Here is a 24,738-nt window from a genome sequence, read left to right as displayed (position 1 = left end):
AAATGATATGAACCGAGGTTCTGTTTTGTACGTAGTAATAGTTTTTCTATCAGCCTTACTGGTATCTTCTTTGTCTCACGCTGATGAGAGCTGGACAGGAGTAACCAAAACTCCCGGCGACTATACTTCCGCAGGTATTGTGACCATAAGTGGTGCAGTAACTCTGACGCCTGGTACTTATACATTCACAACACTTATTGTTAGCTCCGGCCAAACGCTGACCATTCAAGGTGATACCGCTGCTGGTACGGGCGTCATTATTAATGCCAACACTGTCACGGTATCTGGAACAATAAATGGTGACGGCGCTGGTTATACGACGACCCCGGCTCCTGGAGCGGGCGTTTCTGCCCCTACGGGCAGCGCTGCCGGAGGTGGGTGCCACGGCGGTCTTGGGGGATTTCCAAATCCGGTTGATACTTGTGATGTCTATGGTGACCCCCTGTATCCGACGACATTGGGATCCCCGGGAAAAGCGAATTCCAGTGCCGGTGCAGGTGGTGGAGCCATTAAGTTTGATGTCTCAGGAACGATGACTGTATCAGGAACTATCAGAATGAATGGCACCGACTCAACGGGAGCAGGTGTTAAAGGTGGAGCAGGATCGGGTGGCAGCATTTGGATTAAAGCTAACACTTTAGCAGGTAACGGAAACATTCGCGCCAATGGAGCAAGCAGTGCGAATGATCAAGGACCAGGCGGCGGTGGAAGGGTTGCAATTCACTATTCCGTCAGTACATTTAGCGGGGGCGCAACTGCAACGGCGGGGACGTCAAGTGTGTATGGCATGGCTTCTGAAGGATCAGTTTGGTGGATTGATTACACGAACAATGATCTGCTTATTAAAACTCAATCCACGATACCCAATGGAACATACAACTTTAGAAATGTGACAATTCAAAGTGGCGCCGGAATTTGGAATAATTGCCATGGCGGGAAGCCTCAGGTTGGTAGTGGTGCTGGTGCGACAATTTATGATTACGGAAGTGGTGCCGGCCACGGTGGTCGCGGAGGTTTCGCACTTATTGCAGGAGGCGGGACCTATGGAAGTATGCTTGAACCAATAACACAAGGCTCTGGTGGTGGTACTAACAATGCCAATACGGTCGGCGGCAGGGGGGGCGGCGCCATTAAGCTTGTCCTGACAGGCACGCTTACTGTCAATGGTTACCTGAGTTCAGAAGGATGTGGTGGGTGGTACTACAATAACTATTATCCGGGCGGTGGCTCCGGGGGTAGTATTTGGATTATCGCTCAGTCAGTTGCGGGTTCCGGCTCCATCAGTGTGAGAGGCGGCAATGGAGGCTATGATTCTTCGAACAATGAATGGGGTGGCGCGGGGGCCGGAGGCAGAATCGCTATCTACTATTCAGATACCATCAGCTCTTCGTTAACATATAATGTAAGCGTAGGTGTCAAAGGGTGGAAGCCCGGGTCTTTTCCCGGATCTGCAGTCATCATTAATACCACTACAAATGACTTAACCTTTCCGGTAACCAGCTCAGTTCAAAATGGAACATATTCCTATAACAACGTCACTCTTGCCAGTGGTGCAGTCGTTAAAGCCATCGACGGTCAAGGACCGAATACGGGAACTGGTAAAGGAACCTCCAACGGAACTCGTGGCGGTGGCGGTGGTTACGGCGGCGCCGGTGGCTCCGGGGGCAGTGGTGCCGCGGGCGGTACAACTTACGGGTCGAACACTGAACCTGTGGACTTGGGTTCTGGTGGCGGTGGTTGTACTTCTCCAGGTATAGCAGGGACTGGCGGCGGAGCCTTAAAATTCATTGTTGGTAATACGTTAACTATCAACACGGGTGCTGTCTTGTCTGCCTCGGGTTCAGATAAAATTGATGTCAATCGATGTGGTGGCGGTTCCGGAGGCAGCATTTGGATTCAGACAAAAAACCTGACTTCAGTAACTGATGGAATTGTTGCCCAAGGTGGTTCCGGCTTTGACGGTACCAATAACGGCGGTGGCGGCGGCGGCGGTCGTATTGCTATTTACTATTCTGGCTCTTACTCTGGAACATTGAATGTTTCCGGAGGCACCGGCAACGTCGCAGGCAGCACCGGCACAACATACCTCCAGCAACTTGCTTCTGTTGTGCCTTGGTTTTTCCGCGGCTACTAGTTTTTAAAACCGGCGAAGCTCACTGCGTTTGCATAGGCGGTTTTCGTGCCTTGAACCATGTTGGCGGAATGAACGTACGCATTGAAATAACGGACTCGTTGAGAGTTCTTAAAGTTATTCTTTGGCAGCAAACCTTCACGATAAATAAATTCATGCATAACAAGACCGGCTTGGACTGAGGGGCTCATACGTGCCCATAGAGTGGCATTGAACAGGTATTTAATGCCATCAGGAGTTTGCGAGCGAAATTGTGCCGCTGCTTGTTTGGGCTGACATCCGGAAGGAATGGCGATCACGCCACCTTCATCGCGAATGTCGCCGAACTCGGTCCCGGAAATAAAACGGGAGTCTCTGTCAAAGGATTCAAGGTAAGTGCGGTACAAATTAGCGCGAGTTGCATCGAAAGACGCGATTCGATTGATCAGGTTTTTTAAAATCAGGCGGAAGTCTTTAATGCCTGTGAAATCAATCGGCGTCAGTTTGTAGATCGCCTGTCCCTCATAAAGATCCAAAGACAAATAAAACGGAACTTCGTAGCTGGGGCATTCAATAACATCGCCGCCGTTAAGAAGTTCATCACCTGCAAATGCAGAAAACGAAGAAACCATCAAAAGTGCTGAAATTAGAATTGTACGTACCAGAGACATAGAACCACCTTGAATCAAGCTGCTATGTCGCCACACAATTGTGAGTTTTGCATTAAATAGTGCGCTGGGCCGTAAAATCTGCACGGCACAAGTGTTCCATGTCGTTTAAATTAGTTGTACGTGTCTAAAAATCGAAAGTACTGATCAGGCATGACGTCTAATTCCATGGAATTTCCCTGAGCATCCGTTACCACCGGGAAATTTATTTTCGTTTTCCCAGCGATGCTTTTGTACTCTAAAAACTTGGTGAAAAGAACGTTCATTTCCTCGCCCGTGCTTTCACTGAAGTAGGGTACAAAGAAACTTTCAATTTCAGTTTTCGGTGGCAAAAATCCGTCAACCAGATTCAGCTGATTCACAAAAACACGGGGACAGTGAAACAGGCGCAGTCGTTGGCATTCAATGCTGTAGATCCAGGAGTGGAAATTACGGATTCCCAAGGAGTTGATGGCTGTCAGGTCTTTCAAATCCAGATTCAAATCAAACTGCGGATTCACCTCAACGCCATCAAGGGCTGATGAGTATTCATTCAAAGTTCCGTTGAGTTTGAGTGTCGTCGTTTTATCGGCGATCGAAAATGAAAGCTGCAATGACATGGTATTTTACTCGATGATCACTTTGGGAGCCGGCAATGGCTTCTTGTCATCTTTCATCGGAGCATCCGGATTGGTCAAGGTTGCTTTGATTCTTGTCGCAAGGTCCTGTTTGATTTGCAGATATTGAATCGTGCGTTCCGTGCCCAACAATGGTTTCAACTTATCCAGTTCTTCTTCGCTGACCTTGTTGAAGCTTTGCAATGTCTTTTTATAGAGCAAGAACTCTTGCTCGCGCTTTTTAGAGTCCTTGCTGTTCACCATGGTTTCCAGGGAAGTTTGCAGAGAACGATTTAAATCTGATTTTTTGGTATTTAGATTTTTGATGATTTCCGAAAACTTTTTTTCTTCCGTCGCCGAAAGCTTCAATTCATCACTCATTTTCCAGATCATCAGCTCCTCAAGCTGGTTCCGCTTGGCAACGGTTTTGCCTTGAGCGAAAACAGCCAGGGGCTGAATCACGAAAGCTGATAGAATGAATATAAAGAAGGTTCGACGCACGTTAATCACCCGGTGGTGATCAGCGTGTCGCTCGACCACCTACAATTTTATTGAGTTTGGCTACTCTGAAATTTTCAGATGATTCGCGGGCAACGTCCACAAAAAAGTCAGAATCCGTCTGACTGGAGATTAAAGTCTGGGACAAGTCTTCAGGTGACAACACCGCTTCCATGACAATGCGTTCGCGTCCATCGCTTAATAAGCCTGCACGCTGCATACCTTCAGTGACTTTCGAGAAATGGGGAACCAAAATAGCTGTCGCCAAGGCAACAGACATCAAGCCGCCGGTAGGATAAAGCCAACCGCGCCAATGTGCTCTAAGCATATTTCGCGGTCGCATCAGTACGGGAGGGGGCGCCATTTCAGTTTTATCGACTTCAGACATGATTTTGTCATGAAGCCGATTAAAAAAATCATCGTTCATGGGAACATCAAGGTCGTCATTCGACTTGAGGTTCCTGCGGACCTGGTCCAAACGATTCATGCTCTCTCTTTGATCCATCTAATGTTATCCTTCTGCTTCAGCATAAGTTTGGAAAAAACCACCAACATCTTCATTCCATCTTTTCAGGTCTTCTTGCTCCTCAAAAGTCTGGCGCAACTTCAACAAGGCGTGGCGGTAGTTTGCCTTGGCTGTATCGTATGGACACTCCATGATATCAGCAATTTCGTTAAAGCTAAGATCCTCGTACACACGCAGAACCAAAGCTGTTTTTTGTTTCATTGGCAGCTTGTCTACTTCTTTTTGAAGGATGTCAGCCACCGCCGTGTGAACGAGAGTGTTTTCAGCCTCCGCGTCCACTGCCAAATTCACGTTTTCAAAATCGACAGTGTCTCTTTTGAATTCGCGAAGCTTGTTACGAGCTGTGTTCACGGCAATCTGGAACAACCAGCTTTTGAAGGAAGCGCGCCCCTCAAAGGAATTCAGTTTCTCGTAAGCTTTGATGAAAGCTTCCTGAGTAACGTCCTCTGCGGCGTCCATGTCCTTCATGAATCTTAAACTCAAGCGCAGCACACTTCTTTGATGTCGTTTCACGAGTTCGGAGAAAAAGCGTCTGTCCCCAGATTTAACTTTTTCCACCAGTTCAAGATCCGATATTCCAATTAGATCTTTCTGCATATTAGACTCGCTTCTGTATAAATTCGGTTAACTTCCTGAATTTTTTTCCCAGAAGGCCTTGCAGCCCCCCTTCAGTACTTCGTAAATTCGTTCCCCCAAACCGAAGTACCTACACCTTTCCTTATAGCAATCTGAGTGCCAGATGTTCAGAGTCAAAGTGGCTCTAAATATATGATTTAATTTATCTTTTTTGGAATTTGTTATGGCAGCTATAAGTGTTTGTTATGGATCAAAAACCGGCTCGTCATTCTTTTCGAATTGACGAAATTAAGTGAAATGCCGCGGTAATAAATAGAATAAACATTCGGTAGCGAAACGCCCCGGCCATTTTCAATATTCGATTTTCGCGCGCGTCAGCGCGTTAGTGTGTAGGTATTTTGGATTCTTTTTTCTTTTGGTCCAGTTGGGATTCCGCTGACGGATTATTGGCGCGAAGCTCACTTTCATTTGCTGTGCCAATAATGTCCTTCAGTTTCTGGGCAGGGTCATTTTCTTTTTCCAAAGACTTGCAGCGCTCGATAAAGACCTGGAAGTTGTTGCCACTCTGTTGGTAAAGGGTCTCGAAGTCGGCCAGATCTGAGAGATAGGTTTTATAAACCAGCAGTCGGGCGTTGTTCATGGGTGTGGTCGCGAACTTTTCGTAGTTCTTGGTCTGCATTTTTGGAAGCACTTGGGCAGTGAATTTTTCCTGAATGCCTTTGATGCGGTTCATACGGATTCGTTCGGAGTGCTCTGATGCGGGAATATTTTTATACCATGTCTCCAGATCTTTCAGCTCTGCGGAGATAAACTTTGAAAAGTCGCGGTCGTCCTCGTTGTTCTTTTTGATTTCAGCCAGGGTAGGGGAGTTTTCACCTTCAAATTTTTTGTAGTACATCTCGGCGCCCTTGTTTCCCAGAAACATCGCCAGGCGTTCATTGAAGTCGGCGGAACCTTTGATGTAGAGGGTGGCATGAACGGTTTCGTGAATGATCGTGTTGACCAGATCATAATCCTTATAGCGAAGCATGGAACTTAACAACGGGTCATTAAACCAGCCCAGCGTACTGTAGGCGGAAACTCCGCGCATGAAAGTATCCAAATCCTCCTTTTGCAGTTCCTGTTCCTCTTCCTTGGCGGACTCTTCATTGAAGTAGCCCTTGTAAGGCATTTTTCCAACAAAAGGATAAGACCATTGGTAGTGCTTCAATTCCCATTTATATGCAGCACTGACCACATAGGTGACGTAAGGGCGATCCAGCTTTACATAAGACGTGTAGTTTTCAGTGGGTTTTAAATGCAGATCGTTTTCAGCAAAAGCGCGGGCTTTCTGGGCCAGCTCCAATTTGCTTTTTTCCTGTTCTGAAATAGCGGGATCTTTCAAGGCCTGTTCAATTGGAACTCGGGCATTGAGTAACTTCATTTGATTGTAAGCAGAGCTGGTTAAATAGCTGATCTGACATCCGGTCAGCAGGGGAAACAACAGAACAATGTATTTTAAAGCATCCACGTTAATCCCGCGCGAATAGCGGAGTCATTTGTTTTGGAATCGCCACCAATTGGAGTTTGCCAGACGTCGTAGCTGAATTTCAAACTCATTGATTGAGTCAACGCGACTTTCAAGCCGACACCGTAAGAAGGTGCCACGGCGGTTTCGGGTTCATTTTCGTAGGTGTCCTGGTTTTCAATTTTAATGGTCTGCTTACGGTAGATTTGCGCCAAGCCGCCTTTGATGTACGGTTGAAACAAGGCTTTTTTATCCGCCAGAATCAAAATCAAATCGGACCCCAGGATTTGTGACTTTTGAATCGTGGTACGCTTTGGATCTGCTGTGAAGGCTTTGGATACAACAACTGATTGAGCTTCGGTGTAGCTTAACTCCAGTGCGATTCGTTCCCAGAGATAAAAAGACAAGGAACCGGTCATGGATTCCATTTCGTTGTAATTGTTCGCATCGTAGGATTGAGTTTTGTGTCCGTACTGTGCGCCCAGCTCGATGTTAATTGCCTGAGCTGAAAATGAAAACAAAAGCAAAAGTGTCGATAGTGAGCCGATTAAAAATCTATTCATATTCCTTTGATATTACCAAGGCTTAGTGGTGAGTGACATGAAATCTGCTGGTGTCTGGACTAAAACCGCAAGAAGTCCTACCATGGTCCTATGAATGAAAAAGTATTGAAATGTGGATTGCCCGAAAGCGAAGAAGAACTACGTAAACTGCTGACTCCTGAGCAGTACCGGATCATGGTCGAGAATGGGACAGAAGCCCCTTTTCGCAATTCCTTTTGGAATCATACCGAGCCCGGAGTTTACGTGGATGCGATTTCTGGAGTTCCTTTGTTTTCCAGCGATGATAAATTTGATTCTGAATGTGGTTGGCCTAGTTTTACCAAACCGATTTCGCCGGATGTGGTTGTCGAGAAACCGGATTTTTCCCACGGCATGATTCGCATTGAAATTCGTGCCAAAGATTCCAACGGTCATTTGGGGCATGTCTTTGATGATGGACCTGCACCGCTCGGTACTCGTTACTGCATCAACTCAGCAGCGCTTAGATTTGTACCTAAAAAATAATTTTAGCGACTGTTAACCAAGGTGGGTGGCGCGTAGTTCACTGTGAAAGTATAGCGCAGGTGAATGAAGCCATCTTCCTCGATCATCTCTTGGGGAGGATTCGGGAATACACGGGCTTCGCGGAAAGCATTGACGGCTGCTGCATCAAAGTTCTTAACTCCGGATTCTTTCATCACAATCGCTTTTTGTAAAAAGCCGCGCTTATCCAGCAAAAACTCAACTTGAGTATTCCAATTGCGGCGGCTCATGCCCATCGCCGTTGAAGGATCCATGCCGTTGATGGCTGTTTGCACGCGGGACTCCCAGCGATAGCGAACCAGCTCTTCGATGCGGGCATAAAAAGAATAGAACAAATAGCGATCTGTATTCAAAGCGGTGAATGAGCCAATACTCACGTCCGTAGGCAGAAGTTCACCCACTGTGGACTGCCCCTGATTCAGGGCATTCATCGCCGCCAGTTCTTTCGCAGCGTCGACCACGCGGTAACCGTCTTTATCCACTTCAGATTTATCAACTTCTGTTTTTTGCTGAGCCTGCTGTTTCGGTTTATCCGTAGCTGGCTTTGGCAGCGTCGAAGTATTCGTGCGATTTTCCGTCATGCCGGAATGAGCGGATTGCATCTCTTTGATCACGCGCTGGCGCTGCTCTGAAAGAAAGCGGGCCATGGTTTCATCATCAGGGGCTTTGATTTTATCCGGAGCCAACGCCTGACGAACAATCTGCTGCGAATTTCTGGCATTTTTTTTGGAACTTTGAGGCGGCGGAGGGGCCAGGCTGATTTCAATTGTCTCTGCCTTCGGCGTTTCGAACATGGGCGCAAAGACAATCACTCCGGTGATAAGTCCCAGATGCAGCAGCAAACTGATTGCCATGGTTACGAATATATACGCGTGAATCCTCTTCATTGTCTCATTTTAAGCCGGAACTGGACCAAAGTGCAAGATGGCTAAAGTTGAAACGCTTTCTGCCGATAAGCTTTTATCTGACAGGGGGATTAAATGGGGAAAGTTTTAGACATTACGACACGCCTAAGAACTCAGAATTCTTTGGAAATTGGCCACAAAGGCAGCAAAGGTGAGATCTTGGATATGACAGAGGCTCGCCAGGAGATGTTGAGCCGTGAGCGTCGTGATGTGAAGCGCACCATTTTGACAGAGTTCGTGGGGGCGTTTGTAGTACTTCCTGAGCAAGGTTTAATGAAAGTCGCTTTGTACGACATTTCTGAAAATGGTTTGGCGTTTGATTTGGAGGCTCAAGAGGGCAGTTTCCAATTGGATGAAGAGGTCGCAATGCGTGTGTACCTGAATCACTCCACGTACTTCCCATTCACTATCAATGTTTCAAATATTCGTGCTATTGAAGATGAAGGTACAATCCGTCACGGTGCCAACTTTGTTAAAGGCACATTGAACGATGTTGCACTTCATCATTTTGTGAAATTCATCGAAAACGTCAGTGCGTCTTTGAAAACCGATTCAGGTGACGTGCAAGTTTCTAATATTTCTTAGTCAGTAATATTTCAGTCAGGAAAACCTTTTCCGTAGACTTTGGTCGTGGGATTTGTTGCAATTTAGCTGTGGGGTTCACCGCAGGCTAGGATGCCAGCAAATCCCATGGTCTTTTTTAGAGCCTTCAGGCTCTCACTACGGAGGGTTGTCCTTGAGCAAAGCAAAACGCAGAAAAGTTGTCGTCGATACCAACGTGATCCTGTTCGATTCCCAGGCGATCATGCGCTTCGGTGAGGCTGACGTTCACATTCCTATCTCCGTTATTGAAGAAGTAGACAGATTCAAACGTGACCAAGGCGAAAACGGTCGAAATGCCCGTCAGTTCAGCCGCTTTATCGACGTACTTCGTGGTAAGGGCTCTTTGGCCAGCGGTGTTCAGATCGAAAACACCGAAACCATGGTGTACATCAATACGGACTACATGCTTGCAGGTATGCCGGCAGAGATGGACGCGCAAAAAGCTGACAACCGTATCTTGAATACGGCTCTGGCTCTGCAAAAACAACATCCTCGGTATAAAGTTGAATTGATCACGAAAGACATCAATCTTCGTATCAAAGCTGACGTTTACGGTGTGGTCGCAACGGATTACGATGCGAACGATATCAACCGTGATGATTTGTACGAAGGTTACCAAGAGATCGCGATCACTCCGGCGCAAATTGATTCATTCTATAAAGAAAAACGTTTTGTGACGGATGTAAAACTGTATGCCAACCAATATGTGATTATGAAGGATTCATCGAATCCAAATCACTCTGCCATCGGTCGTTACAGTGACGCTGAAAAAGCGATCGTGCCCTTGGTGCAAGCAGCCGATTCTATCTGGGGCATCCATGCACGTAACGTTGAACAAGCGTTTGCTTTGGATTGCTTGCTGAACGACGAAATCATGTTTGTCTCTTTGGTGGGTAAAGCCGGTACGGGTAAAACTTTGATGGCGATTGCAGCAGGTTTGCATAAAGCTTTGGATCAAGGCCAATACCAAAGATTGTTGGTTTCCCGTCCGATCTTCCCAATGGGTCGTGACATCGGTTACCTTCCTGGTGACATCGAGCAGAAACTAAATCCTTGGATGCAGCCAATTTTCGATAACGTAGAGTTTCTGATGGGTGCGGACAAAAAAGCAGCCGGTCGTGCTCAGGAATTGATCAATCAGGGCATGTTAAACATTGAGCCGCTGACTTATATCCGTGGACGCAGCATTCCGAAGCAATACCTGATCGTGGATGAAGCTCAAAACTTGACTCCGCACGAGATCAAGACAATTGTTACGCGTGCAGGTCAGGGGACGAAAGTTGTCCTGACGGGCGACGTTTATCAGATTGATAACCCTTACGTGGATTCAGCGAACAGCGGTCTGACGTACGCGGTTGAAAGATTTAAAGGCCATGCAATTGCGGCACACGTAACCCTGACTAAAGGTGAACGTTCGCCACTTGCAGAGCTAGCAGCGAATATCATGTAGGAGTAGGTAATGCAGGTTCCAAATGTAGATGTAGGTTTCACTAAGTCAGCAACAGTAACTGTGACGGATAAAATGGTTCGTCAGTTTGCTGAGTTGTCTGGAGATCATAACCCAATCCATTTGGACGATGCTTACGCGGCTAAAACTCGTTTTGGCCGCCGTATCGCTCACGGCATGATTTGCGGAGCTCTGATTTCCAGAGCTCTTGTAGAATGCATCGGCGAGGGCGGAATTTACCTGGGTCAATCCATGAAATTCGTAAACCCGGTGTTCATCGATGACACAATCACGATCACTATCAAAATCACAGCGATGCGCAAAGAAAAAGGTATCGCCACTGTTGAAACTAATGTGACTAAAGCTAATGGTGACATGGTAGTTAAAGGTGAAGCAGTGATCATGATGGCGAAAGACTTCGCACTGGCAAAATAATGAACCCGATTTTTCATCTTGTTTACGTCAGCAATGCATCGGACAGCTTAAGCTACACGGACATTCGTAACATTTTGAATTCTTCACGCAGAAATAACGCCCGCGATAATATCTCGGGCGTTCTTATTTTGCGCGAAGGTTATTTCCTTCAGGTTCTGGAATGCGATGACGAGCAGAAGGTTCGTCATCTGGTTAATGTCATCCGCAATGACGACCGTAATACCAATTTGAAAGTTTTAATCGAGACTCACAGTGAGCGCCGTCTTTTCGGTGACTGGTCTATGGCCTTTTTGGATGGGGATATCGAGGCAAATACCACTAAGGATTTGCTGGAGTTTTTCGAAGTGTGTCTGGATAGTGGCATCAATCACAAGACGCTTATTATGCCTTTGATCCGCAAATTCCGCGCAGCAGCCCCTGATTTTCAATAGCACATAATATCGCCCTCAAACCCGCGCCAGTACTGGGTTTAATGAAAAATGGCGAACTTTTTTACAGCGAATTTTCAATCTTTGTCCAAGTATTTTACGAAGTGTTCCCATAGTGAGATTGCTTTGAAAATCATCCGAAGATATCGCAACAATGTGTAGGTACACGCACATGAGGAGCGATAGATATGAAGAATCTAGGATGGGCCATACTACTAACAATGAGTGTTACTCTTACGGCATGTCTCGAGAACCAAGGTAGCGTTGAATTTGGTAGTGCAGGCTCCGGCAGCAATACAAATGGTGATTTCAGCGTGGTGACAGAACCTTCTCCAACGCCATCCCCGAGCCCTGAGGAAAGCCCAACGCCGACTCCGCCAGCTGGCGAATCAGCGGTCTTTCAAATCAATAGTGGTGCAAAGATCACGGATTCATCAAATCTTGAGCTTTCATTTATTTCCGTGTTTTCAGCTGCCTATTTGAAACTTTCTGTGGGCTCTGATTGTTCCGGTGGTACATGGGAGTCTTTCGTGGATTCTAAAATGTATCAAAGTGCGCAATCCAATCAAAACGTGACTTTGAGTGTTCAATATAAGGATTACGACAACCGTGTTTCTGAATGTTTGAATGCAAGCATCCTGATTGATGAATTGGGTCCTGAAATCGTATTCTCCAAATATCCGAGCACGACTGTTGAAGAGGGTTCCGATGTGGAAATCGTCTTCACAGTGACTGATGCTGGTGCTGGTGTGGATAAAGTGGTTTGTACTTTCGCAGGTGTTGCTAAACCCTGTGCCGCTGGTACCAACACAATCAAAATTCCAAGCATGGTATCCGGGACCTATACATTGGCGGTATCTGCAACAGATAAATTGGCTCATTCATCTGGAAAGTCCATCACTTTTGAAGTGTCATCTAAATACAAATCCCTGGTTCAAACTGTCCAGGTTACGCCAAACAAAAAAGTGGACTTGTTGATCGTGATCGATAACTCCGGTTCCATGGAATACGAACAGAAAAATATGGCGAAACGTGTTCAGAATCTGTTGAGCGTGATCAAAGGTTTGGACTGGCAGATTGCGGTTACAACTACAGATCCACGCGATGTGAAATTGGGTGACGGTCGTCTGGTTGAACTGACTGGTAAAAAAGGTTCATACATCCTTACTTCCGCAATGGCTGATGCAGAGGCGCAAAGCTTGCTGGGTGCGACCTTGCAAAGAACTGAAACTGGTAGCGGTGACGAGCAGGCGGTTTATGTAACTTACCGTGCGATTGAAAGATCTCTTTCTCAAAGCGGTGGTAACGTGAACTTTGTCCGCCCGGATGCCCAGTTCTCAGTACTTGTGATCTCTGACGAAGATGAATCTAAAAACGGTACTAAAAATGATCCGCAATCATTGTTGAACTTCGTAAGCCAAACTTATGGTGGTCAAAAAGCATTCAGCTTCCACTCCATCATCACTCGTCCAGGCGATACAGCTTGTAAGTCTACGAATGGTTATGCTTACGGTTACCGTTACGAACAGTTCTCTAAACTTACTGGTGGTGTGATCGGTGACGTGTGTGCGGCTGATTACGCGGCTCAAGTTACTGGTATCGCAGATGGTATCCGCAAAACTTTGAAAACTTTCACTCTGACTTGTGCTCCAGTTGTTGACGCAACTAAATCAGTGACAGTGTTGAAAGATGGTCAGCCTTACTCTGGTGCATTCTCAGTAAGCGGTGTGAATATGGTATTCTCCAATGATCTTCCACAAGGCGAATACAAAGTTTACTACTCTTGCGTAAAATAATTTTCAGGGAAATGGATTTCTCAAAACTGAAAAGCCCGGTCTAAGCCGGGCTTTTCTTTTTGATTTTGTCGAAGTGGTTTGTGCGTTGCCGCACCCGTAGAGGGTGTGGAAATTGCGGAAGTATAATTTACTTACCTTGTAGCTTGGTCACTAGATCGGCCCAGCTAGTTCGTTGGTTGAATTTCAAACCGTGATATCTTTCGATATAACCGCTGTAATCAGAGGACGAAGACCCGGTCGGAAGCCAGATTGAAACACCATAGGTTTTTGTATCCTGGTTCTGAGAGTTCGCAATCACAAAGCTATTCTGAGCATCACGCACGGCCTGCATCGCAGGAGTCGTAATGCCGTTGCGGGAAACTAAATCCACGAAGTCGATCACGTCGCGATAGTCATAGTAAGTGAAAAGCTTTGCGTTCTTGGCAGAGCGCGCGACTTTGAAAATATCGCCATCACTCAGACCGCGAAGTTCTTCACTCAGTTGTTTCAGGGATTTTTCATAAGTATCAAGCTGAGACAGATCATAAGCAGACATTGTTACCCGGCGATGGCCATAGACCCCACCGTTATAAGCCGCCAGATACTCTGCTGCGTGGACTTTGACCAGGTCAGCAGGTGACATGGCTGGGTTGGCAAACCACTTGCCCAGGAAGGCTGCGTAAGGCCAGCCAGCGCCGGGTTCCACATCCTGAGAGCCCAGGTAATATTGAACTGATTCTGCCATCTCTGAAGCGACTTCAACCATGCCCATCAGGCAGGCGTCTGAAGAATACACATCCACTTTATGACCGATGATTTTTGCAGATTCTGCCATCGCCTGACCCAGTTGTTCAGTCGTGATGCGATTGCCAGTGTTGTCATCGTATGAAATATCCATTGGACGAATCACGCCGGGCACATTCAGCAAATGCCAGCCGCCGCCGTGATTCCAAACCACGATGAAATACTTTTTTGCCGGATAGTTCTGGTTTGCCCAGTCGACGAACTTGACCAATTCTTTCCAGTCACCCATGTCCACGGATCCCAGGTTTTGCACAACAGGGGAGGTGACCTTGCTGGTGTTATCGTCTTTTACGATCAAGTGGCGGGTCACATTGTCACGGCTGGCGGAAGCCCACTGAACCAGAACGTTGACCTGATCGTTGGATCCCAGTTGTTCCATTTGATTGATGTTCATCGGACCGAAGCTGTCCAGATTGTTATTTCCATTTAGGAAAACCAACATGTTCCATTCTTTGACTTGTTGGGAAGCGGCAGTTGCCAAAGAGGATGCAAGCACAAGCATGCACACAGTAAAAACGCGCAAAACGTGGTTCATTTTTCCTCCGTGAAAAATGGGGTTTTTGCAGAATAGCACTAGTGATTGATGTTGCCACCACTCATTAACAAATGTTCAGGACCTTAGTCGGTGCCAGGTCCTACTTACGGAAGCACCGCAGAACCGTTCGGTTTTGATGTGCGTTAAGTTGCAAGCCATTTTTAAAAACAGAAAGGCACTGATTTTAAATCAGTGCCTTTTTTGATTCAGAAGATTTCTTTTTAATATGGGTTATTGTTCCCACACGAAAAAAGAAATCTCACTCGCAAAATGCGGTGAACAAACTATGCTGACTTCACCAGTATCAAATCGGTCAAAATACTCATTTTCGGCTACCAATGTATTTCGAGCTAAGGTGGGAAAAGCGCTTCCCGTTAGCACTAGCTCAACTTCATCGCCAGCGTCAAAAGTTTCAAACACCGGTCCCATCAAGACCTCGACTTCACTGGGTTGCTCAGATCTTAAAATTTTAATCGCCGACATTCCCAAAGTGGCATAAGACTCTTTGCTTTTTCTTCGAAGGAAGAAAACAAGGTCAGCCTGGTTTGACTTGAGTGTCACAAAAACCTTGATGCGTAATGGCCCTACAATTGTAACTCGATCTTCGAAGGCTTTAGCTAATCGGAGAAGCCGAGTATCTTCTTCTGGTAGAGATTCTTCATTCAATAGCTCATCAACTGATTGCTGTCCACCAACTGATATCTTGTAGTCTGTGCGTACAGACGGCGTAGTTAGTTCAAGGTTTGAACCATTGAGATAAAGAATATTTTTTGACCACTGCTTGAGTGGAAATTGCTGACCGTCTTGGAAAATTTCGCAATTCTTATCTTGAGATGCTGGGAATCTAATTCTCGGTTGATCTCCCATTTCGTGGCCAAGGAGGTAGTGTGCAAGCCACGACTTCGACATTTCTTGAATCACAGAATACATCTGAGGAGTCGCTGGGTGCCCCCAGTATCCTAGAATTAATTGATGATGGTCACTATATAAACTTTTCTGCTGAATACTTTCGAACGCTTTGAAAGTGTCGATCGCATTTCCATCTCTGTTCATTCCTGCAATATGAAATGTTGGCGTTTTTATCTCTGCCAGTCGATTGAAGATCGAGCGATCGCTCCAATATCTGTTCGCTAAGCTGGGGCCCGCATTGGCAAGGCGCTGCCATTCTGGAATGGTCACACCGTAGATTATCTGATCATAAGTGCGAATATCAGAAACATTCGCAATCAATTTTAATCTCTCTTTCGAAAACGGCGCAAAGTGCGCTGGAGTTCCTTGACTTCGTGTCACACGATCGAGCCATCGCAACTGAAAAAGCTCAATTGGGCCTTCTAGCCCTCCAAAGTCGGCCATATCAGTAAAGTAACTTGAAGCGACCACAACTTTGAGAGGTGGTGGATTCGATATGGATGCAGCGATTGCAGCAAAACCATCATAGGAACCACCAATCAAACCTACATTACCAGTCGAGAAATCTTGAGAGGAGGCCCACATCACAGCATCGTACCCATCATCGATTTCAATTGGGTGCAAAAACCTGAACTCTCCCTCAGACCCACCGGTACCCCTGAGAGCCTGCAATATAAAGGCGTATCCATCCTCTACAAATTGCTTAGCAACATTTTGATAAATCAAAGCGACGGGAGTGTGCCCATATATAAAATGAACATACGGACTGCGCTCAAGAATGACGGCCTTTGGCTGTCTGTCATTATTCTGGAAAACAAGAGTTCGAAGGCTTATTTCGTCACGTGTTCGCATCACGCGTTCTTCAAAAAGCACAGTCTGTGCAACAGGGATCGAACCCCCGATAAAAAATCGATCAATCAGGCCCTTTTCGTCTAATCCAATAATAAGATCCGATAAGCTGCCATCGTCGAATTTTATTTGGAAATATGTGGTACCGTTTTTTTCTTCAATCTGAAGAAGGCTTTCAAAAGAACCGTGCTCTGAGAAAAGCTTGTGCAAGATAGATTCGACACGTTCTTTCGGATAAAAAGCTGCCAGATTCGACGAGAATAAGTTTTGATAGTCTACTAAGGGACTTTCTTTTATCTGTTGAGTGAGGCGTTGCGCAATTCGAGAGATTTTTGTCTGCATACAATCTTATCTTAGAGGGAGGAAGCCTCGCGGTCATCAAAGTAATGATTCTAATGCAATCGAGGTATTACAAAGCATTGTCTTAGTGCCTGCCCCCGTTTTAGTGTTATTTTTCCAATAGCGAAAGTAAGGCCAACGATGTGGACTTCATGGCTTTGGGATTGTTTTGCATTCTTGCGATTTGCAGTGCGCCTTGGGTTGTGGCGTGGATCAGTGTCGCTGTTTCTTTTGGTTTCAGGGTTGGTCTGATGGATTTGGATTTAATGCCCTCAGCAACGGCCTTCGTTAACCACTCTTGGATTTGTTCTTGGAGCTGGCAGACTGTTTTTTTTAGGTTTGGCGGGAGGGTGTTGTAGTCGATACAAAAGACTCCTCCCGGGCACACCTTAAGGCCATCTTGGGAGAACGTACTATACATATCGATGAACTTTTTGATTTTCTCCAAGGAATCGAGTTCTGCGTGCTTTTGGGTCCATTCTTGAAAAGAATTGGAATAGTCCTCGATCAAAGCCAACCCTAAGTCTTCTTTTGAGGCGAAATAATAGTGCAAACTGGCTTTGCGGATACCCAGCTCATCTGCAATATCCTGAAAGCTAAAGCCGTTATACCCTCGTAATTGCAGGTGGTTTTTAGCTATTTCAAGGGCCAAGCGCTTTGTTTCCATTTAAAGTCTCCGTGATTGGACTTGCTTTGGGGATGTCATAGGGTTATTCTACCTACCAGTAGGTAGGTAATCAAGCCAGAAAAGGACTGCGTATGAAAACCAAACAAATGAGACCCATCGCGATTCTAGCGGGATCCCGTACTCCGTTTACAAAATCCCAAACGAACTATGTTCGCACCTCCAATCAGGAGTTGATGACGGCAGTTTTGCAGGATCTTGTGAATAAAACCAATATCAGAGGCGTTCGTGTGGGTGATGTTTCCACAGGTGCAGTTATGAAAAATGCGGCCGACTGGAACATGACTCGTGAAAGTGTTTTGAGTTCTGGTCTTGATCCCCACACCCCTGGCTATGATGTGCAAAGAGCCTGCGGTACTGGGCTGGAAACGGCCTGGCACATTGGTTTGAAAATCGCCGCTGGCCAAATTGAAAGCGGAATCGCCGGTGGTACCGACACGAACAGTGATATTCAAGGGGTGCTGCCTCATGAATTCACTTGGAAGTTGATGGATGCGCAAAAAGAGAAATCCCTAGCGGGTCGTCTTGCGAAATTCGCCAAACTTTCACTGAAAGATCTAAAACCTAAGTTTCCAGCTGTGGTAGAGCCACGCACAGGCCTTTCCATGGGACAGCATACGGAACTCATGGTGAAAGAATGGAATATCTCCCAAGCCGAGCAGGATAAGTTGGCATTTACCAGTCATCAAAATGCTGCGAAAGCCTGGGATGCGGGATTCTTTAAGGACCTGGTTTTTGATTTTAAAGGTCTAAAAAAAGATACTTTGGTTCGCGGTGACACCACGCTTGAAAAGCTTGCGAAGCTAAAACCTGCGTTTGATAAAACCGGCACGGGAACACTGACGGCAGGTAACAGTACGGCTTTGACTGACGGTGCTTCGGCGGTGCTTTTGGGCAGCGAAGACTTTGCTCAGAAACATGACTTGCCAGTGCTGGCTTATCTGACTGATGCCGAGGTCGCAGCAGTGGATTATGTCGGTGGCGAAGGCTTGTTGATGGCTCCGACCTATGCAGTGGCCCGCATGCTTGAACGCAATGGTTTGACATTGCAGGATTTTGATTTCTATGAAATCCACGAAGCCTTCGCAGGTCAGGTATTGTGTACTTTGAAAGCCTGGGAATCTGAAGAGTACTGCCGTACAAAATTGGGTCTATCCAAAGCGTTGGGATCTATTGATCGCAGTAAATTGAATGTGAATGGTGGATCTTTGGCGCTAGGGCATCCATTTGCGGCAACAGGTGGTCGTATCCTGGTATCACTGGCTAAGATGCTTTCACAAAAAGGCAGTGGTCGGGGGCTTATTTCCATCTGTACAGCAGGTGGTATGGGTGTGACTGCAATCGTTGAAAGATAGATTCGTGACGTGACAACTGACAATGATCTTATATGATCATTGTCAGAGGTCATATTTGGTTTTGAAGCACGTACTTGCACTCATCCTGTTCCTAACTCCGGCTTATGTTCAAGCCCAGGATGGGTCCGTTCCCGAACCTCAGCAAATCACTACCAAGAAAATAAAAAAGAAATCAGCAAAAGCTAAAACTGATTCCGGTTTTATGTCTTCAACGGGAAGAATTATCACTGATTCCCGCGACGTCGTATCCGATCGTGTGATCCTACTTGCGAATAAAGTCGATGGTTTGTTCGGTAACGACAGGGCGTTGGATGAGTACTATAAAAGCAGTCTTAAAATTACAACCTCCAGTTTCTACAACGCCAATACAGGTACCTTCGACAACAACTTCTCCACTTCTTTGACGTTAAGTTTGCCCAATCTGAAAGAGCGCGAGCGCGCCTTCAATGACTATTGGACTCGTAAACCAGATCAGCCACCGACCTCCGTGTTGGATGAAGATTTTATTTCAAAAGAAGAATTCAAAGAGCAAAATCCTTGGGATCTGGCGACCGAGACGGGGATTCGTTGGAAGTGGCCTGTGGCCTATTTCGGGAAGCTTCGTTTGTCGCGCAGTTATCTAACCGATAAGTGGGTGGACTACTGGCAAAATGAAATTGGCTGGGACTCAGAAACTCTTTGGGCCAGTAAAGTCGCGGTGACATCGGACTACGCATTCAGTAAGTATTTTCTTTTTCGTTTTCTGAATCAGGCAAATTGGTACATGAGTGAGCCGTCGGTCTTCGGCACCGTTCATGGCCCTTCGTTGATTTACAGCTTTGAAGATAAAAGTCTTTTCTCCACGGATATTAGATTCCTGACCAGATCCTATGAACTTGAGATGTATGGCGAAGGCTACGCAGTTGGATTGACCTACAGAACCGGCTTCAAAAAAGCCCCTTGGATTTTCCTCGAAGTCAGTCCGGCGTGTGCTTGGATGTATGCCGACGGCTTCACTCCTTCGACTTCCGTCAATGTGAAGTTGGACTTCCTGTTCGGTCGCGAAAAAACCTCCGCCCCGAAACCCACAAATCCTCTCGACATCCTCTAAAAGGTGCCAGGTCCTACTAAGAAAATACTCCGACGGAGTCGGAGTGCAAACCTATTTTTTCAAGGGACCTTCATGGATTTATAGTTTCCATGACAAAAGTCCTTTCTCGTTCGATTTAAGATTCAATATGCGCTCCATTAAACTCCCACTGTACAACGATGCCTACACAGCAGGTTTCACCTAAAGAACTGGATTTAAAAAAGTAAAATGGATTTTCTTAGAATTCTCGCCGCTAATCGCTTGGCGCTACGATATGATGGATTTACTCCAACAACAACAGTGAACGTGACGTTGGATTTATTGATCGGTCGAGAAAAGTCTTCAGTGCCAAAAACCTCAAACCCACTCGATCTTTTGTAAAAAAAAGGAGTTCGCAATGAACTCCTTTTAAAGAAAAATAATTTTTTTAAATTATAGCTGCTTGCAATTTTCTATAATCGCTTCGCTGTGTGAAGTTCTGCGATCAACTCGTCTATCGATTGTCAAAGTGCCTTGCTTGCCATCGTAACTTACTACGACCGTGCGCACCTCGCCACCACTTGGTGAATGGATGTAACTGCAGTAGCCATCAAATGACATTTGAAGAGGACCATTACTGTTATTAAGTGAACCTTCTCCACGGCAGACTGCCGGAGCGGACTCATCGATATTGATCAAGTCGATGATGTAAGTTGGATGTTCAGCGCTAATCACCGATTTAACTTTTCTGATTTCGCCTTTGTCATTAGCGTTGAAAATATACTGAACCGGAGCGTAAGCCGGCTTCGTAGCAAGATCTTGACGGATGTCGCAAACGATTTGAGTGCTAGCAAAAGAGCTGACGGAAATAAATAAAGTAACCAGTGAAATTAGAAGCTTCATGTTTCCCTACAATGTTAGTTGTGAATTGTGGTCACAAAGTAGACGGCGACTCGATTGGAGTCAATGTGGGATTTATTTCGAGTCACAGGGCATGAAAATAGAAAAAGGGAGCCCGATAGAGACTCCCTTTTTATTTATATTTGAATTCCAAATACTCCTTAGCGGAAGGAGTACAAAGCTTACTTTTTAAGTGGCTTTTGGATGATGTGGATCGCGTGACCCAAAGTCGCCTCAGCACATTCCATGATCGTCTCGCCCAATGTTGGGTGAGGGTGGATTGAAAGAGCCAAGTCTTCAATGCGTGCGCCCATCTCGATCGCAAGAACTGCTTCAGAGATCAAGTTAGAAGCTTCAGGACCTACGATGTGAACACCCAGAAGTACATGCGTTTTTGCATCAGCGATCATTTTTACGAAGCCTTCAGTTTCCATCATGCTGACAGCGCGGCCGTTAGCACCGAATGGGAATTTACCGATCTTAAGCTCAGTGTGACCTTTTGCTTTTGCTTCAGCTTCAGTCATACCTGCAGATGCGATTTCTGGATCCGTGAAGACAACTGCTGGAACTGTTTTCGCGTCGTAAACGCGGTTCGCGCCAGAGATAACTTCAGCAACCAACACACCTTCGTGTGAAGCTTTGTGAGCCAACATTGGCTGACCACAGATATCACCGATAGCAAAGATGTTTGAAACGTTCGTTCTGCGTTGAGCATCCACTTTAACAAAGCCACGCTCGTCAACCACGATACCCGCAGCTTTCAAGTTGGCTTGGTCACCGTTTGGACGACGTCCAACAGTTACCAGGATCTTATCGCATTTAACAACTTCGTCTTTACCGTTGATCTCAACAGTAACTTCGTAGCCGTCTTTCGCTTTTTTCTGAGATTTAGCTTTTGCACCGTACATGATTTTTACGCCAGCTTTATCAAGCTTACGTACAACGATGTTTGCGCAATCTGGATCAACAACACCAGCAAGCAATGAAGGCATTGCTTCGATCACAGTCACTTCAGTACCCAATTTGCGCAGGTAAGAAGAGATCTCTAGACCGATATAACCACCACCGATAACTGCGACACGTTTTGGAATTTCGTCGAATGCCAAAGCGCCCGTTGAAGAACAGATATCTTTTTCGTCGAATTTGAAACCAGGGATTTCAATCGGACGGGACCCTGTCGCCACGATGAAGTACTTAGCCGTGATAGACTCAGTACCTGCAGATGATTTAACAGAGATTTCTTTAGAAGATTTGAATTCAGCGTCGCCCTTAATGTGAGTTACGCCGTAACCTTTAAGAAGTTGACCAACACCGCTCGACATTTTGTCAGAAACGGATTGTTTCCACTTCACAAGTTGCTTCATATCAACGTTGATATCGCCTTTGATCATCAAGCCCATATCTTTGAAGTTATGTTGAGCTTTGTGCAAAAGGTGAGTCGCAGTGATCATCGCTTTAGACGGGATACAACCCACGTTCAAGCACACACCACCCAAGAACTCACGTTCGATAACAGCAGTTTTAAAACCAAGTTGAGCAGAGCGGATAGCGGCAACATAACCACCAGGACCCGCACCAATTACTACTACGTCAAATGCTTGAGCCATCTTATAGCATCTCCACCATTAGTTTACCTGGATTCTCGATACGGCCGATGAAGGCAGCCAAGAATCTTGCAGCCAATGCGCCGTCGATCAAACGGTGATCGGCAGTCATTGTGTAGTTCATCGTTTTGATAGCTTTCAATTGGCCATCTTTGATAACTGGTTTTTCGTCGATTTTGTACATACCAAGGATCGCCACTTCAGGGTGGTTGATCACTGGAGTCGCGTAAGTACCACCGATAGAACCGATGTTCGTCACAGTGATGCAAGCGCCCTTCATTTCATCTGGTTTCAACTTGCCATCACGGGCACGTTTAGAAAGGTCGATGATTTCTTTAGAGATCTCAAGAATAGTTTTTTGATCCGCATTTTTGATAACTGGAACAACCAAACCTGTTGGAGTGTCAGCTGCGAAACCGATGTTGAAATATTTTTTGTAAACGATTTCACCAGCAGCATCGTCGATAGAAGCGTTGAACATTGGGAATTCACGGATCGTCGCAACCATAGCTTTCATTACGATTGGAAGATAAGTGATCTTAGTTCCGTTTTTCTCTGCGAAGTCTTTCAAAGACTCACGAAGCGCAACCAAAGCATCAACCTTAGCTTCATCCATGATAGTGAAGTGAGGGATGATTTGTTTTGAACGCTGCATGTTTTCAGCGATACGTTTGCGGATACCGATAAGAGCTACGCGCTCTTCCGGAGCACCAGCAACACCTTGGTAAGCTGGTCTTGGAATAGTCATGCCACCAGCTGCTGGAGCTTTTGCAGAAGAAGAAGTAGTAGCCACTGCTCCACCACCTGCTGACAAAACGTCTTCACGAGTTACGCGACCCGCAAGACCAGAACCAGACAATGCATTGATATCAACGCCAGTCTCGCGAGCAAGACGGCGAGTCGCCGGAGTCGCAAGAACTTTAGAATCAGCAACAGGCGGGAAAATGCCGTTTGCTGTAGCTGCGGAAGAAGTAGCTACTGGAGCTGCCGCTTTTGCTGCTGGAGCCGCTGCCGGAGCAGAAGCTTGAGGAGCTGGAGCCGCCGGAGCTGCCGCTGCACCACCTGCGCCTGTCAAAGTGATCATAGTTGATCCAACTTTAACAACGTCGCCGGCTTTGAATTTCAATTCACCAACAACACCTGCTACTGGAGTCGGAACTTCAACAGTGGCCTTGTCAGTTAGAACTTCAGCGATCGCTTGATCAGCTTTTACAGAGTCACCAGATTTAACCAACCATTTTACTAGTTCGCCTTCAGTAACACCTTCACCAAGTTCAGGAAGTTTTACATCTTGTGCTTTACCTCCAGCTGCCGGAGCTGGAGTAGATGCTTGAGGGGCTGCTGCTTTTGGAGCAGGGGCCGCTGCCGCAGGAGCTGCAGGCTTAGCTGCGCCAGCATCAAGAGCGATCATCGTCGAACCAACTTTAACAACTTGGCCCGGTTTAAATTTCAAATCTTTTACAGTACCAGCGACTGGAGATGGAACCTCTACAGTTGCTTTGTCAGTCAAAACTTCAGCGATAGGTTGATCTGCTTTTACAGAGTCACCAGGTTGAACCAACCATTTTACCAATTCACCTTCAGTAACGCCTTCGCCAAGTTCAGGCAGTTTCACATCAGTTGCCATGCAGGGAGTTCCTTTCAATATTAGCCTTTAAAATCAAACACTCCCTTCTATTTCGATGGGGACTCATTTGCACCGATTAACACTATGCATAAATAATTTGGTTTTTAGCTCTGCAACATAGCGGTTTCAGGGTTGAATTTGGGCGTTTTGAGTTGTTATTTTACAACCCGAATTGAGGGCTCCATGAAATATTCTCGTAAACTCCAGGAAGGCACCTTCCTAAAACGCTATAAACGCTTCTTTGCTGACATCGAATTCCAAGGTCAGACCATTGTGGCGCATGTTCCCAATACGGGGAGTATGAAAAGCGTCAATAACCCCGGCCAGCTGTGCCTGTTTTCGGAGTCCGACAACCCAGAGCGTAAATTGAAGTTCACCCTGGAGATGATCAAATCCCCAGGCGGTGCTTGGGTGGGCGTGAATACGGCGACTCCAAACACGGTAGTTAAAGAAACGGTCCTGCGAGTGATCGGCAAACACAAAGATGAAGTGGGTGGTTTCGCACACTGGGCCTCTTTTGATGAAGCCAAGCCGGAATTTAAAATCTCTGCTGAAACCCGTTTGGATTTTGCATTGAAGAAAAAAGACACCGACAAAATGCATTTCATCGAAGTGAAGAACGTCACGTTGGGTGAAGAGGGCATTGCCAAATTTCCGGATGCGGTGACTGAACGCGGGCAAAAGCATTTGAAAGAATTGATGGCGTTGATGGAGCAAGGCCACACGGCGGAGTTGGTGTTTACTGTCCAACGTCACGACTGCGGCACGTTCTCTCCGGCAGATGACATCGACCCGGAATACGGCAAGCTTCTGCGCGAAGCTTCGGCGAAGGGTTTGAAAATTTCCCCGTTTGTTGTGGACCTGACTCCAACAGAGGCATCTCTTTCTGAGGTGACTCTTCCAGTTGTTTTTTTAAGCTAAGAC

At 46.2% G+C, this 24,738-nt stretch carries 24 protein-coding genes; 10 read left to right on the top strand and 14 right to left on the bottom strand.

The annotated features are described in order from the left end of the window. The first annotated feature begins 25 nt into the window (after positions 1 to 25). Positions 26 to 2,134 (top strand): beta strand repeat-containing protein, encoded by a 2,109-nt coding sequence (locus tag ACLVWR_RS03305; RefSeq protein ID WP_413582504.1) that lies wholly within the window; start codon positions 26 to 28, stop codon positions 2,132 to 2,134. Here ACLVWR_RS03305 and ACLVWR_RS03300 read toward each other — a convergent pair. From ACLVWR_RS03300 to ACLVWR_RS03270, 7 genes are all read right to left on the bottom strand, one after another. After that, positions 2,131 to 2,781: a hypothetical protein gene (locus ACLVWR_RS03300; RefSeq protein WP_413582503.1), complete on the bottom strand. Its 651-nt coding sequence runs from the start codon at positions 2,779 to 2,781 to the stop codon at positions 2,131 to 2,133. The genes ACLVWR_RS03305 and ACLVWR_RS03300 overlap by 4 nt on opposite strands. A gap of 110 nt (positions 2,782 to 2,891) precedes the next feature. Further along, positions 2,892 to 3,377 (bottom strand): hypothetical protein, encoded by a 486-nt coding sequence (locus ACLVWR_RS03295; RefSeq protein ID WP_413582502.1) that lies wholly within the window; start codon positions 3,375 to 3,377, stop codon positions 2,892 to 2,894. Between the two features lie 6 nt (positions 3,378 to 3,383). Then, complete coding sequence (locus ACLVWR_RS03290; RefSeq protein WP_413582501.1) at positions 3,384 to 3,875, bottom strand: hypothetical protein; 492 nt, start codon at positions 3,873 to 3,875, stop codon at positions 3,384 to 3,386. Positions 3,876 to 3,894: 19 nt separating this feature from the next. Next, positions 3,895 to 4,359, bottom strand: coding sequence for a hypothetical protein (locus ACLVWR_RS03285; protein ID WP_413582500.1), 465 nt, complete (start codon positions 4,357 to 4,359; stop codon positions 3,895 to 3,897). A gap of 24 nt (positions 4,360 to 4,383) precedes the next feature. After that, positions 4,384 to 4,995, bottom strand: a complete 612-nt coding sequence (locus tag ACLVWR_RS03280; protein WP_340596153.1) for an RNA polymerase sigma factor — start codon at positions 4,993 to 4,995, stop codon at positions 4,384 to 4,386. A 361-nt stretch (positions 4,996 to 5,356) separates the two neighbouring features. Next, a complete protein-coding gene (locus ACLVWR_RS03275; protein WP_413582499.1) occupies positions 5,357 to 6,484 on the bottom strand; it encodes an aminopeptidase in 1,128 nt (375 codons plus the stop codon). Further along, positions 6,472 to 7,044, bottom strand: coding sequence for an outer membrane protein (locus tag ACLVWR_RS03270; protein ID WP_413582498.1), 573 nt, complete (start codon positions 7,042 to 7,044; stop codon positions 6,472 to 6,474). Before ACLVWR_RS03270 ends, ACLVWR_RS03275 begins: the two co-directional genes overlap by 13 nt. Before the next feature lie 90 nt (positions 7,045 to 7,134). Between ACLVWR_RS03270 and msrB the strand changes: the two genes are divergently transcribed. After that, entirely contained in the window at positions 7,135 to 7,548 is a 414-nt protein-coding gene (msrB, locus tag ACLVWR_RS03265; RefSeq protein WP_413582497.1) for a peptide-methionine (R)-S-oxide reductase MsrB, read from the top strand. Positions 7,549 to 7,550: 2 nt separating this feature from the next. On the opposite strand, the gene ACLVWR_RS03260 is transcribed toward msrB, so the two are convergent. Further along, positions 7,551 to 8,453 (bottom strand): energy transducer TonB, encoded by a 903-nt coding sequence (locus ACLVWR_RS03260; protein ID WP_413582496.1) that lies wholly within the window; start codon positions 8,451 to 8,453, stop codon positions 7,551 to 7,553. A 93-nt stretch (positions 8,454 to 8,546) separates the two neighbouring features. On the opposite strand from ACLVWR_RS03260, the gene ACLVWR_RS03255 reads away from it, so the two are divergent. The 5 genes from ACLVWR_RS03255 to ACLVWR_RS03235 all read left to right on the top strand — a co-directional run bounded on the left by ACLVWR_RS03255 (position 8,547) and on the right by ACLVWR_RS03235 (position 13,180). Next, on the top strand, positions 8,547 to 9,056 hold the full coding sequence (locus ACLVWR_RS03255) for a PilZ domain-containing protein (protein WP_340596158.1): 510 nt from the start codon (positions 8,547 to 8,549) through the stop codon (positions 9,054 to 9,056). Between the two features lie 151 nt (positions 9,057 to 9,207). Further along, positions 9,208 to 10,524 (top strand): PhoH family protein, encoded by a 1,317-nt coding sequence (locus tag ACLVWR_RS03250; protein WP_340596159.1) that lies wholly within the window; start codon positions 9,208 to 9,210, stop codon positions 10,522 to 10,524. Between the two features lie 9 nt (positions 10,525 to 10,533). Further along, the gene (locus ACLVWR_RS03245; protein ID WP_413582495.1) at positions 10,534 to 10,956 is read left to right on the top strand and encodes a MaoC family dehydratase; all 423 of its coding nucleotides are present in this window, start codon (positions 10,534 to 10,536) and stop codon (positions 10,954 to 10,956) included. Then, positions 10,956 to 11,387 (top strand): BLUF domain-containing protein, encoded by a 432-nt coding sequence (locus ACLVWR_RS03240; protein ID WP_413582494.1) that lies wholly within the window; start codon positions 10,956 to 10,958, stop codon positions 11,385 to 11,387. Before ACLVWR_RS03245 ends, ACLVWR_RS03240 begins: the two co-directional genes overlap by 1 nt. Before the next feature lie 185 nt (positions 11,388 to 11,572). Next, a complete protein-coding gene (locus ACLVWR_RS03235; protein ID WP_413582493.1) occupies positions 11,573 to 13,180 on the top strand; it encodes a hypothetical protein in 1,608 nt (535 codons plus the stop codon). 127 nt (positions 13,181 to 13,307) lie between these two features. Here ACLVWR_RS03235 and ACLVWR_RS03230 read toward each other — a convergent pair whose 3' ends face one another. The 3 genes from ACLVWR_RS03230 to ACLVWR_RS03220 all read right to left on the bottom strand — a co-directional run bounded on the left by ACLVWR_RS03230 (position 13,308) and on the right by ACLVWR_RS03220 (position 17,262). Beyond that, on the bottom strand, positions 13,308 to 14,498 hold the full coding sequence (locus ACLVWR_RS03230) for a clostripain-related cysteine peptidase (RefSeq protein WP_413582492.1): 1,191 nt from the start codon (positions 14,496 to 14,498) through the stop codon (positions 13,308 to 13,310). 231 nt (positions 14,499 to 14,729) lie between these two features. Further along, positions 14,730 to 16,598 (bottom strand): CocE/NonD family hydrolase, encoded by a 1,869-nt coding sequence (locus ACLVWR_RS03225; RefSeq protein ID WP_413582491.1) that lies wholly within the window; start codon positions 16,596 to 16,598, stop codon positions 14,730 to 14,732. A 106-nt stretch (positions 16,599 to 16,704) separates the two neighbouring features. After that, a complete protein-coding gene (locus ACLVWR_RS03220; protein ID WP_413582490.1) occupies positions 16,705 to 17,262 on the bottom strand; it encodes a TetR/AcrR family transcriptional regulator in 558 nt (185 codons plus the stop codon). A gap of 92 nt (positions 17,263 to 17,354) precedes the next feature. Here ACLVWR_RS03220 and ACLVWR_RS03215 point away from each other — a divergent pair, with 92 nt between their 5' ends. Together ACLVWR_RS03215 and ACLVWR_RS03210 are read left to right on the top strand one after the other, a co-directional pair. Next, positions 17,355 to 18,635: an acetyl-CoA C-acetyltransferase gene (locus tag ACLVWR_RS03215; protein WP_413582489.1), complete on the top strand. Its 1,281-nt coding sequence runs from the start codon at positions 17,355 to 17,357 to the stop codon at positions 18,633 to 18,635. A 61-nt stretch (positions 18,636 to 18,696) separates the two neighbouring features. Then, a complete protein-coding gene (locus tag ACLVWR_RS03210) occupies positions 18,697 to 19,725 on the top strand; it encodes a hypothetical protein (protein WP_413582488.1) in 1,029 nt (342 codons plus the stop codon). A gap of 411 nt (positions 19,726 to 20,136) precedes the next feature. On the opposite strand, the gene ACLVWR_RS03205 is transcribed toward ACLVWR_RS03210, so the two are convergent. The 3 genes from ACLVWR_RS03205 to ACLVWR_RS03195 form a co-directional block, all read right to left on the bottom strand. Continuing rightward, positions 20,137 to 20,586, bottom strand: coding sequence for a hypothetical protein (locus tag ACLVWR_RS03205; RefSeq protein WP_413582487.1), 450 nt, complete (start codon positions 20,584 to 20,586; stop codon positions 20,137 to 20,139). A 179-nt stretch (positions 20,587 to 20,765) separates the two neighbouring features. Continuing rightward, positions 20,766 to 22,190: a dihydrolipoyl dehydrogenase gene (gene lpdA / locus ACLVWR_RS03200; protein ID WP_413582486.1), complete on the bottom strand. Its 1,425-nt coding sequence runs from the start codon at positions 22,188 to 22,190 to the stop codon at positions 20,766 to 20,768. 1 nt (position 22,191) lies between these two features. Further along, positions 22,192 to 23,814 (bottom strand): 2-oxo acid dehydrogenase subunit E2, encoded by a 1,623-nt coding sequence (locus ACLVWR_RS03195; protein WP_413582485.1) that lies wholly within the window; start codon positions 23,812 to 23,814, stop codon positions 22,192 to 22,194. A 183-nt stretch (positions 23,815 to 23,997) separates the two neighbouring features. Between ACLVWR_RS03195 and sfsA the strand changes: the two genes are divergently transcribed. Then, the gene (gene sfsA, locus ACLVWR_RS03190) at positions 23,998 to 24,735 is read left to right on the top strand and encodes a DNA/RNA nuclease SfsA (RefSeq protein ID WP_413582484.1); all 738 of its coding nucleotides are present in this window, start codon (positions 23,998 to 24,000) and stop codon (positions 24,733 to 24,735) included. The last annotated feature ends 3 nt before the right edge of the window (positions 24,736 to 24,738 follow it).

The organism is Bdellovibrio sp. HCB288, from assembly GCF_047305935.1.
GTDB lineage: Bacteria > Bdellovibrionota > Bdellovibrionia > Bdellovibrionales > Bdellovibrionaceae > Bdellovibrio.
The sequence above is the reverse complement of the archived record's forward strand: the minus strand, read 5'-3'. Positions and strand labels throughout refer to the sequence as shown.